Annotated in this window: 12 protein-coding genes and 1 pseudogene; 7 read left to right on the top strand and 6 right to left on the bottom strand. The window is 71.2% G+C overall.

What is annotated here, in order from left to right; genetic code table 11:
• The 3 genes and pseudogenes from AB1460_RS33420 to AB1460_RS33410 all read right to left on the bottom strand — a co-directional run.
• On the bottom strand, positions 1-756 hold a 756-nt coding region (locus tag AB1460_RS33420; protein WP_368966242.1), incomplete at its 3' end, for an alpha/beta fold hydrolase.
• A gap of 90 nt (positions 757-846) precedes the next feature.
• Positions 847-1,179, bottom strand: coding sequence for a VOC family protein (locus tag AB1460_RS33415; protein ID WP_368966241.1), 333 nt, complete (start codon positions 1,177-1,179; stop codon positions 847-849).
• Positions 1,154-1,231 (bottom strand): annotated as a pseudogene (locus tag AB1460_RS33410) (VOC family protein); the annotation flags it as partial. The pseudogene AB1460_RS33410 and the gene AB1460_RS33415, both read right to left, overlap by 26 nt.
• 56 nt (positions 1,232-1,287) lie before the next feature.
• Here AB1460_RS33410 and AB1460_RS33405 point away from each other — a divergent pair.
• The 3 genes from AB1460_RS33405 (at position 1,288) to AB1460_RS33395 (ending at position 4,367) form a co-directional block, all read left to right on the top strand.
• On the top strand, positions 1,288-1,962 hold the full coding sequence (locus AB1460_RS33405) for a TetR/AcrR family transcriptional regulator (RefSeq protein WP_368966240.1): 675 nt from the start codon (positions 1,288-1,290) through the stop codon (positions 1,960-1,962).
• Positions 1,963-2,290: 328 nt separating this feature from the next.
• Complete coding sequence (locus tag AB1460_RS33400) at positions 2,291-3,595, top strand: TrkH family potassium uptake protein (RefSeq protein ID WP_368966238.1); 1,305 nt, start codon at positions 2,291-2,293, stop codon at positions 3,593-3,595.
• Positions 3,596-3,686: 91 nt separating this feature from the next.
• A complete protein-coding gene (locus tag AB1460_RS33395; RefSeq protein ID WP_368966236.1) occupies positions 3,687-4,367 on the top strand; it encodes a potassium channel family protein in 681 nt (226 codons plus the stop codon).
• Between the two features lie 26 nt (positions 4,368-4,393).
• Here the strand turns inward: AB1460_RS33395 and AB1460_RS33390 are convergent, their stop codons facing one another.
• Together AB1460_RS33390 and AB1460_RS33385 are read right to left on the bottom strand one after the other, a co-directional pair.
• Positions 4,394-5,224, bottom strand: a complete 831-nt coding sequence (locus AB1460_RS33390) for a siderophore-interacting protein (RefSeq protein WP_368966235.1) — start codon at positions 5,222-5,224, stop codon at positions 4,394-4,396.
• A 167-nt stretch (positions 5,225-5,391) separates the two neighbouring features.
• Positions 5,392-6,345 (bottom strand): GlxA family transcriptional regulator, encoded by a 954-nt coding sequence (locus AB1460_RS33385; protein ID WP_368966233.1) that lies wholly within the window; start codon positions 6,343-6,345, stop codon positions 5,392-5,394.
• A 145-nt stretch (positions 6,346-6,490) separates the two neighbouring features.
• On the opposite strand from AB1460_RS33385, the gene AB1460_RS33380 reads away from it, so the two are divergent.
• Both AB1460_RS33380 and AB1460_RS33375 read left to right on the top strand, forming a co-directional pair.
• Positions 6,491-7,174, top strand: coding sequence for an NAD(P)-dependent oxidoreductase (locus AB1460_RS33380; RefSeq protein WP_368966232.1), 684 nt, complete (start codon positions 6,491-6,493; stop codon positions 7,172-7,174).
• Between the two features lie 213 nt (positions 7,175-7,387).
• Positions 7,388-7,858: a VOC family protein gene (locus AB1460_RS33375; protein WP_368966231.1), complete on the top strand. Its 471-nt coding sequence runs from the start codon at positions 7,388-7,390 to the stop codon at positions 7,856-7,858.
• Positions 7,859-7,948: 90 nt separating this feature from the next.
• Here AB1460_RS33375 and AB1460_RS33370 read toward each other — a convergent pair whose 3' ends face one another.
• The gene (locus AB1460_RS33370) at positions 7,949-8,542 is read right to left on the bottom strand and encodes a hypothetical protein (RefSeq protein WP_368966230.1); all 594 of its coding nucleotides are present in this window, start codon (positions 8,540-8,542) and stop codon (positions 7,949-7,951) included.
• 156 nt (positions 8,543-8,698) lie between these two features.
• On the opposite strand from AB1460_RS33370, the gene AB1460_RS33365 reads away from it, so the two are divergent.
• Together AB1460_RS33365 and AB1460_RS33360 are read left to right on the top strand one after the other, a co-directional pair.
• Positions 8,699-9,856 carry a sensor histidine kinase gene (locus tag AB1460_RS33365; protein ID WP_368966228.1) on the top strand — a complete coding sequence of 386 codons (1,158 nt, stop codon included), beginning with the start codon at positions 8,699-8,701 and terminating at the stop codon, positions 9,854-9,856.
• A 29-nt stretch (positions 9,857-9,885) separates the two neighbouring features.
• Positions 9,886-10,395: response regulator (locus tag AB1460_RS33360; RefSeq protein ID WP_368966227.1), on the top strand; the 510-nt coding region annotated here is incomplete at its 3' end.

Below are 10,395 nucleotides of genomic sequence, written 5' to 3'. Positions count from 1 at the left end.
AAGGGAGGGGGCATGGAGGGGGAGCAGGTGGTTCTCGTCGGGGACGATGGTGGTGCGGGTGTCGGGGAGCATCGTGGCGAGGTGGTCGACGAGCCGGTGGGTGAAGAGAGGGCTGTCGCCGCCGGCGACGAGGTGGACGGGCTGCTCGACGCGGCGCGCCAGCTCCTCGTCGAAGTGCCACGCGGCGAGCGCGGGGATCTCGCCGGTGAAGGTGTAGCCGCAGTCGCGTTCGGCGCGTTCCAGTCCGGCTCGCCCGAGGGCGGACTCGATCACGGACCGGTGTGCCGGTCCGCACACCGCTGCCAGGAAGGTGTCGAAGGCGGTGGGCAGGTCGCCCTGGGCGGCTGCGCCCATCGCCGCGCCGAGGGCGGGGCCGATCGCGGCGGCGACCGTCGCGCGGTCCTGCGGCGGCAGGAGCGGGTCGATCAGCGGCGGCTCGATCAGGACGAGCTCGCCGACCAGTGCCGGGTGGTCGAGCGCCAGCTGGAGCGCGAACACGCACCCGGAGGAGTGCGCGAGCACCCGGGCCCGCTCGATCCCGAGGCGGCGCAGCAGATCCGCGGACTCGGCGGCGTGGTCGGCCACCGACAGCGGCTCGACGGGCGCCGGGTCGGAGTACCCGGTGCGGGTGACGCTGATCCGGCGCAGGTCGGCGACGGCCGGTTCGCGCTCGAGCGGGACGAACCAGTCGGTGAGGACCGCTGCGTGGATCAGGACGAGTGGCTCGCCGTTGCCGCCGGAGTCGGTGTGTCGCATGGTGATTCTCCTTCTCGGTCTGTGAACGGTCGGTCGGGCGGTCGGTCAGTCGGTCAGTCGGTCGGCTGGTCGGCTGGTCGGATCGGCTGGTCAGTCGGCGTAGAGGCGGATCTCGATGCCGTCGGGGTCGTGGAGGCCGACGAGGACGGTGCCGCCGTGGTGGCCGGTGACGATGCCGCCGTGCTTCTGGTCGAGGGCGGCCAGGTGGTCGGCCCAGGCGTGGACGCCGTCGCGGGTCGGCACGCCGAGTGCGACGAGGTCGAAGCCGGCGAGGGCGGCGGCGCGCTCGGGGTCGTGTCGGAGCGCGATCTGGGTGGTGCCGTCCGGGGCCTTGAGGGCGACGCCGCGGAGCTCGCCGTCCTCGGTGAACTCGATCGGCCACCTCGAGCCCGAGTACCCGCCGGTACCAGTCGCTGCTGGCACGGACGTCGCTGACCGGGATCTTCACGTGGTGGATCGGTGCGAGGTCGGACATGATCTCCCCTTTGGCTAGAGTCAACTCTAGTGGCTCATTGGAGTAGTCTCTAGCGAGTGGGTGATGCCGTCAAGGACGAGCCGAGTCGGGTCAAGGACAAGCTGAGCCGGGCTGAGAAGACCAGGCTCACCAGGCGGCGGATCATCGCCGCGGCGGCGGACCTGTTCCTCGACCAGGGCTACGGCGCGACAACGCTCGACCAGGTCGCGGCGCGCGCGGGCGTTGCCGTGCAGACCGTCTACTTCCACTTCGGGAACAAGGCGACCCTGCTCAAGGAAGCGCTCGACGTGGCCGCCGTCGGCGACGACGAGCCGGTCGCACTCCTCGACCGCCCGTGGCTCGAGGAGATGGCCGCCGAACCCGACCCGGTCCGGCTGATCGAGCTCTGGACGGCCGGTGGCCGCGAGATCATGGAGCGGGTGGCGCCGCTGCTCGCCGTCGTCCGCGGCACCGTCGGCACCGACCCGGACCTCGCGGCGCAGTGGGACGTGAACGAGAACCAGCGCCGCACCGCGTTCCGTGCCCTCGCCGGCCTGCTCGCCGACCGCGCGGCACTCCGCCCCGGACTCACCGTCGAGGACGCCGCCGAACTCGCCTTCCTGATCACCAGCGTCGAGAACTACATCGTCGCCACCGGCCCCCTCGGCTGGTCACCCGAACGCTGGCGGCAGACCACGACCACGCTGCTCGTCCGGGCCCTGCTCGACGGGACGGAAGGATCGGCTGGCTGAAGCGCCCGACCGGCACTGACGGCGAACCTGCACCCCAACGTCCTCGGACCGGCATGAGGCGCGGCCCGGCACGGCCCCGCGCGGACCCGATGGGAGGCTTGCACCGAGAGGGCGGGTGGTCGTGGACGGGGCTTCGCCGGGCGAGAGCGGTCGTGAGCGCGGTGTACGCGGTGAGCGCGGCCGCGATGGCGCACCGGACCGCTTCCCCCCTCACGCGACCGGGGAAAGCGGCGGAGACGGGGGCGGAGCGTCGCTGACCCGACCGGAACGGCGCGCCCGGCGGCGTACCCGTCGGCTGCATCGGATTGCGGTCCGGCTGGGCCATCCCGTGAAGCTTGTCGTACTCGGATTCCTGGTGACGGTATCCGCCGCGACCGTCCTCCTGCTGCTGCCGGTCGCCGCGGAACCCGGCGTGGACACCACTTTCCGGGAGGCGCTGTTCACCGCTACCGGCGCTTCCAGCGGGGCGCTGGCCGTCGTCGACACATCGACCCACTGGTCGACCTTCGGCGAGGTCGTGGTGATGACCGCCGTCGCGCTCGGCGGCCTCGGGTTCATGACGTCGGCATCCCTGCTCGGGCTGCTGGTCTCGCGCCGGCTCGGGCTGCGGATCCAGGTGCTCACCGCGACGGAAACCCAGTCTCTCGGGCTGGGCGATGTCCGGCGGGTGCTGCGCGGGGTCGCCGCGACCACCTTCTCCATCGAGGCGGTGACCGCGCTCGTCCTGTTCGGACGCCTGTGGTCAGAGTATGACGAGCCGGTCGGCCGGGCCGCCTATCTCGGGCTGTTCCACTCGATCACGGCGTTCAACAACGCCGGTTACGCGCTCTACCCGGACAACCTCATGGGGTTCGCGACCGACCCGGTCATCATCCTCACGATCGGTCTTGCGGCGATCCTCGGTGGTCTCGGCTTCCCGGTGCTCTTCGAGCTGCGCCACGAACTACGCACTCCCAGGACCTGGTCGATGCACACCAGGATGACCCTGCTCGGCTACGGGATCCTGCTGGTGGGTGGAGCGGTTGCCGTCGCGGCCCTGGAATGGCGAAACCCGGCGACACTCGGTCAGCTGGGCTACCCCGGGAAAGTGCTGAACAGCTTCTTCGGGAGTGTCACGGCGCGTACCGCCGGCTTCAACGCGATCGACTACGGCCAGGCCGACCCGGCCACCCTGGTCGTCACCGACGTGCTGATGTTCATCGGTGGCGGCAGCGCCAGCACGGCCGGCGGGATCAAGGTCACCACGTTCATGATTCTCTTTTTCGCGATCATCGCGGAGGCACGCGGCGACGACACCGTCGACGCGTTCGGCCGGCAGGTCCCCCACACGGCGCTGCGCCAGGCCGTCGCGGTGGCCCTGCTCGGGATCGCGATCGTCGTCATCGGGACGCTGAGCATCCTGACCGTCAGTGACCACTCTCTCGATCAGGTCCTCTTCGAGGTCACGTCGGCATTCGGCACGGTCGGGCTCAGCACCGGGATCACCGCGCAGCTGCCGGCGTTCGGTCAGTATGTGCTCATAATCCTCATGCTTGTCGGCCGCATCGGCCCCATTACCCTGGCCTCGGCGCTGGCCCTGAGGGAACGGCGCCGGCTCTACCGGCTGCCCGAGGAACGCCCGATCGTCGGATGAGGGCCGGGCCCTGATCGACCCGACCGGGCTACCTACGGACCGGGCTACCTACGGACCGGGCTACCTACGAGCAGGAGTGGGGTGACGACGGGTGGGGCGGGACAGGCATCCGAACTCCGTGCTGATTATCGGGCTGGGGCGGTTCGGCGGCACGCTCGCCGAGTCGCTGCAACGCCAGGGCCAGCATGTGGTGGCCGTCGACGAGAACCGTGAGCTCGTCCAGGAGTGGTCGGGAACGCTGACGCACGTCGTCGAGGCGGACGCGACGAGCGAGGCCGCGCTCCGCCAGCTCGGTGCCGACGGTTTCGAACGGGCGGTCGTCGCCATCGGCACCGGCATCGAGGCGAGCCTGCTGGCCACCGGTGTGCTGCTCGACCTGGGCGTGACCGAGGTCTGGGCGAAGGCGATCACCCGTCAGCATGGCCGGATCCTGGAGCGGATCGGCGCGTCGCATGTCGTCTACCCCGAGCGGGACGCCGGTGAGCGGGTCGCCCACCTCCTCTCCGGCCGGCTCACCGACTTCGTCGAGTTCGACCAGGGGTTCGCGATCGCCAAGCTGCGCGCCCCGCGGTCGATCTGCGGCAGCACACTGCGGGACCTGGCACTGCGCAGCCGCTTCGGCGTGACGGTTGTCGCGGTGAAACGGCCTGGCGGTGAGTTCGGCCCGACCGAACCGACCACCGTGCTCACCCGCGACGACGTGATCGTCGTCACCGGCCGCACCGAGCGCATCGAACGCTTCGCCACCGAGACCGGGACTCGCGCGCACTGACCCGTTCGCAGGGCGGCGGCAACCCGTCAGCGGGCGAGCGCGACGCGTTCCTCGGCCTCCACGCCGCGGTTCCATGCGCCCTTGGACTCCTGCCAGCCGTCCTCGTCCGCGCCGAGACGCCAGTAGCCGGAGATGGACAGCTGCCGCGGTGCCAGCCCGCGCTCGACCCGCAGAATGCGCCGAAGCTGCTTCACCATGGTGGCTTCGCCGTGCACGAACGCCTGGCCGGTGCCGGCCGGCAGGTCGAGAGCGGCGACGGCCCTGACCGCCAGTTCGCCGACCTGACGCTGGCCGCGGTGGAGCCAGGTGATGATGGCGCCGGCCGGCGCGTCGAGCGGGATCTCCTCGTCGTTGCCGCCGACCTCGACGAACACGTGGACCGGCACGCCGGTCGGGGTCCGCTCCAGCGACGCGGCGATCGCCGGCAGGGCGCTCTCGTCGCCGACGAACAGGTGCCAGGCGGCGGCCGGGTCCGGCGCGTAGCCGCCACCTGGCCCGAAGATCAGGAGTTCGTCGCCTGGCCTGGCGGCCGCCGCCCACGGTCCGGCGAGACCGCGGGTGCCGTGCTCGACGAAGTCGATCGTGAGTTCGCCCTTGTCGGCATCCCAGGCGCGCACCGTGTAGGTCCTGGTGGTGGGCCAGCTCCGGGGCGGCATGTCGCGCCGCACCTGCTCCAGGTCCAGCGGCAACGGGTAGGTCACGCCGGGGAGCGGGAACACGAGCTTGACGTAGTGGTCGGTGTACTCGCCGGCGGTGAACCTGGACAGCCCGGCGCCGCCGAACACCACCCGAATCATGTGTGGGCTGAGCCGCTCCGTCCGTTGGACCGTCGCGCGGTGTGGTTGTGGGTTGGCCATCGACGCCGTGTCTCCTCGCGGTTGGAGTGGAAGAGCAGGTGCCGGCCGACGTGAGCCGGGTACTTAGGTAAAGGTAACCTACCTTGCCGGTGGGCTGATCTGAAGAGACTTCGAGCGCGGCGTCGCCCGCGGCGGCGTCGTCACTGGTCGTGGCGTGCCGTGGTGAGTCAGGTCGGGGTTGTTCGCCGGGTGAAGGCGTTGCGGTAGGCACTGGGGGTGAGCCCGTTGCGGCGCAGGAGGTGGAGGCGCAGCGACTCGGCGGTTCCCAGGCCACTTTGCCGGGCGATGGCGGCGATCGGCAGATCCGTCGCCTCGAGGAGTTCACGGGCCCGGTCGATCCGCTGGTGGAGCAACCACTGCAAGGGGCTCAGACCGGTCTCCTGGCGAAACCGGCGGGTGAGAGTGCGGGTACTGGTGTGGGCGTGGGCGGCGAGGCGCCCGAGGGTCAGCGGCTCGGCGAGGTGGTCCGATGCCCAGGCGCGGGTGTCGGCCAGTGAAGTCCCGTTCTCCGGCGGCAGCGGTGTCTCGATGAACTGGGCCTGGCCGCCGGGCCGGATCGGCGCGATGACCGCGGCTCGGGCGACGGCGTTGGCGACCACCGCCCCGTAGTCGCGCCGGATCATGTGGATGCACAGGTCGAGACCGGCGGCGAGGCCGGCGGAGGTCAGGATCGTCCCGTCGTCGACGTACAGGACGTCGGGCCGCAGGTCGACGGCGGGGAAGCTGCGACGCATCTCGTCGGAGTACTGCCAGTACGTGGTGGCCGGGCGACCGTCGAGCAGTCCGGCCTGGGCCAGCACGAAGGCGCCCGTGCAGATCGAGGCGACCCGCCGGCCGTCGTCGGCGGCCCGCCGCAGTGCCTCCAGGACCGGCTGGCCCGCGTGGGCGCGAGCTCCGGTTCCCGTGACGATCACTGTGTCAGCGCTGTCGATGACGTCGAGGCCGTGCTCCACCACAACACTGGGCCCGGTGTACCCGGGCACGATCCCGGGCTCGGGCGTACAGATCACGACCTCATAGCCCGGCTGGCCGTCGACGATCGCGGCCGGGAACATCGCCGACGGGATGGACAGATCAAGGGTGGTCACTGGCGGGACGGCGACGACGACGATCCGGAGCATGGCCTGATCCTTGGGATATATGGCATTCAGGCCACTACCGTACGTTTCCGGCAGGCAGCAGGGTGAGACAGGCATCCGTGAACCCGCGTGTGCCCTCCGAAGTGGAGGACGAACACCCCCCCCGTACGGAAGATGGAGGAGAAAAGTGAAGGTCGGAGTATTCGGGGCAACCGGAACCATCGGCCGGTGCGTTGTCTCCGAGGCGCTCGCCCGAGGCCATCAGGTGACGGGGTGGACTCGGGATGTCTCCCGCCTCCCTCCGCAACCGGCCCCGGCCCGGTGGGTTCAGGCCGACGTCATCGACCCCGCGGACGTGGCCCGGGTCATCGCGGAGCATGACGTCATCGTCAACGCGATCAATACCGGGAACAGCATTCTGGAGAGCATCGCCAACGCAGGGGTTCTGCCTGCCGCCGCCCGCGCCGTGCTCACAGCGATGGAACGGCATCCGGCCACGAGGCTCATCGTCGTCGGCGGCGCTGGCAGCCTGGAGGTGGAGCCAGGCCAGCAGCTCGTTGACCTGGAAGGCTTCGCGGAAGGCCTGCCCGCGGCCCTCGGAGTCCCCGCTGACTATGTGAAGGTCGTACTGGCCCACCGGGAGGCCCTGAACCTGTACCGCCTGTCGAACAGAAAATGGACGTATCTCAGCCCGTCGGCCGGGCTGATCACATCCGGTGAGCGCACCGGCCGCTTCCGGACCGGCGCCAACCAGATTCTGGTCACGGCGGCGGGCACGAACGATATATCCGCCGAGGACCTCGCAGTAGCCATCGTCGACGAGGTCGAGACTCCACGCCATATCCGGCAGCGGTTCACCGTCGGCTACTGAGAGGGGATCCGCGCAGAGCGCGACAGCCTGGCGAGCCGGTGATGGTGCGCCTGAGGTCTCGCGCCGGGAGACGCGGGGGAGAGGGGGCGCGGGGAGAGGGGTGAGGCCGCCCGTGGTCTGGTGCGTGGATGCCGCGGGCTCCACCGATGAGTTCCGCCCGCCTGCCTGGTCTATCAGGACGTACCCGCCGCACTACGGATCTGGAGACCCGCCGTGACCACTCCCGCACACCCCGGCCGCATGCTGTTCGTGAACATCCCCGTCGCGGACCTCGAGCGCAGCAAGGCGTTCTTCGCGAAGCTCGGGTTCAGCTTCAACCCGAGCTTCACCGACGAGACCGCCGCCTGCATGCTGGTCGGCGAGCAGGCCAGCGTCATGCTGCTCAGCCACCCGAAGTTCGCGGAGTTCTCGAAGCTGCCGATGGCCGATCCCGCCACGCACGCGCTGGCGCTCTACTGCTTCGGTGTGTCGTCCCGCGAGGAGGTCAACACGGTCACCGAGGCAGCGCTGGCCGCGGGCGCCGTCGAGGCGGACGGCCCGCAGGACTACGGCTTCATGTGCTCGCGCAGCTTCTTCGACCTCGACGGTCACGGCTGGCAGGTCATGTGGATGGATCCGGCGGCGGCGCAGAGCGGTCCTGAGGAGTTCGCGACCTCGACGCAGGGGGCCGGCGCCCCTGCCTGACCTGCCACCAGGCGCGGGGCCGGCACCGCCGCCGGCCCCCGCGGGCTGACATGCTCGCCCGGTACGCGGGTTTCCCGACTCCGGCGGCGGTCAGGCCGCACATCCGGCGAGGCGGTCAGGCCGCACATCCGCCGTGGCACCGGCAAGCCGCCAGCAGGACAGCGCGAGCCAGGCGACGGCGCCCCCGACGAGCACGTGCAGCAGGCTGGTCAGCGGAGTGTCCGGCAGCCGCGCGGCGATCGCGAACGGCGGAAACCCCAGCAGGTAGAGCCAGACCGGTGTGCGTGGGTAGGCGCCGGCGCGCAGCAGGGCGATCCCGAACAGCACCACGCCGACGACGAAGACGGCGGCGCTGGCCAGCAGTGCGACGCGGCTCGCCGTGGCGAGGTCGGTGTCGTCGCCGAGCGGGTGGACGACGACGTTCAGGGCGTAGGCGGCTCCGCCGAACAGCCCGAGCCCGAGGAGGTTCACGGCGAACGCGGTGTCGGCGAAGGCCCGGTCGCCCGCGGTCGGCAGGCCGAGGCGCAGCGCCGGCAGCAGGGGAACCGCCAATGCCGGTGAGACACCGAGCGCCAGACTGGTGGCGAGGGTTTCGCCGGTGAACGCCTCGATCATCCCGGGCACCGCGATGAAGAGGCCGGCCAGCAGACCGCTGACGGCTCCGAAACGCAGAAGAAAGTACATGCCCGGACCGTAGGAAGCGGTGAGCTGCGCCGGAAGTGCCCGTTGGCAGCCTGCCCATCGGCACCCGGTGCGCAACCATGCCTTCCGACACGTGCCGTCGGGCACGTGCCCTTTCGGAGATACCGGCGAGTGCGCCCGTCGACGTACCCTGACGCCGTGTCGCCGTCGGTTCCGTGGGTCGCACCCGTCCTGTACGTAGGCGTGCTGGTCGCCGGCGAGTACGCCGGCCTCGCCGGCCTGGGCGACACGAGGCAGCTGCCGTTCGTCGGCGGGCTGGCCGCGGCAGCCGTCCTGGACCTCGCCGAGCGACGGCGGTTCCCAGCCGGCGCCCCGCGGCCCGCGGCCCTCGGGTTGCTGGCCGCGCGCGCCGCGCTGTTCGTCCTGATCGCCGTCGGTGACGGAGCCGGGCTCGCCCGGGTCCTGTTCCTGCTGCTGCCGTTCACCGCGTACTTCGCGTTCGGCCGCGCGGTGAGCGTCGGTGTCGGCGCCGGGTGCGCCGCGGCCGTCGTCATGGCGTTCCAGCTGACCGAACCCCGCTGGTACCGCTCGCAGGAACACATCTCGGACCTGCTGATGTTCGTCCTCGGGCTGGTGCTGACGATCACGATGGCCGCTGTCGCCGCCGAGGAACGGCGGGCCAGAAAACGCGTCCAGGAGGCGAACGAACGGTTGCGGGCGTCGTCGGAGCGGGTGGCCGAGCTGTCCGCCGCCGCGGAACGCAACCGGGTCGCCCGCGACATCCACGACGGGCTCGGCCACCATCTGACCGCCATCTCGGTCCTGCTGGAGAAGGCGGCCGCCTTCCGCGACCGCGACCCGGTGGCCGCGGACACCGCGATCGAGGACGCGCACCAGTCGGCGCGGCTCGCGCTCGACGACGTCCGCCGCTCCGTCGGCACGCTGCGCGAGGCCCCGTTCAGACTTTCCGTGGCCCTCGACGAGCTGGCGAGACAGGCCCGGCGGACCGACGACGGCCAGCTGGCCGTGACGGTGGACTGGTCCGGCGACGAGCACCGGTACCGGCCCGCGGTGCTGATGACGCTCTACCGGGCGGCGCAGGAGGGCCTCACCAACGTTCGCCGGCACGCGCGCGCCACCCGGGTGTCGGTGACCGTCCACTGCGCGCCGACCGAGGCCCGCCTCGTCGTCGCCGACGACGGCCACGGGTTCGGCCCCGGCCGCGAGGGCTTCGGCCTGCGCGGTATGCGCGAGCGGGTGACGCTGGTCGGCGGCTCGGTCACGGTCGACAACGAGCCAGGTCGGGGCACCCGCCTGGCCGTCACGATCCCCCACCAGCCCGAGCCGGCCCCATGACTGGGCCAGCTCATGACCGAGCCAGCCCCATGACTGATGCTGCCGTTCCCGGACCCGGGTCCCATGCGGGCCTCCCCGCGCCATCGTCGCTGCTGCCTGTACGGGTGCTGGTTGTCGACGACCAGCGGCTGATCCGGGAGAGCATCGCCGCCCTGCTCGACATCCAGCCGGGCATCGAGGTCGTCGGCACGGCAGCGGACGGCCGGGAGGCGGTCGAGCGGACGCTGGCCCTCGGCCCCGACGTGGTCCTCATGGACGTGCGGATGCCGGTGCTGGATGGAGTCGCGGCGGCCTCCGAACTGGCCGAGCGGGCGCCAGCCTGCCGGGTGGTGATGCTCACGACGTTCGATGACGAGGACTACGTGGTGCGCGCGCTGCGCGCGGGCGCGGCCGGCTACCTGCTCAAGGACCGCCCGGCCGCCGAACTCGCCGCCGCGGTCCGGCTGGCCCAGGCCGGCGTGGTCCAGTTCGACCCGGCCGCCGCGGCCGGGTCGCCCTGCACATCGCGCGTATACACACATCACCTGTCCCTCTACCGA

It is taken from the genome of Parafrankia sp. FMc2 (assembly GCF_041008525.1).
Taxonomy (GTDB): Bacteria; Actinomycetota; Actinomycetes; order Frankiales; family Frankiaceae; genus Parafrankia.
This window is presented reverse-complemented; position numbering and strand designations above follow the sequence as displayed.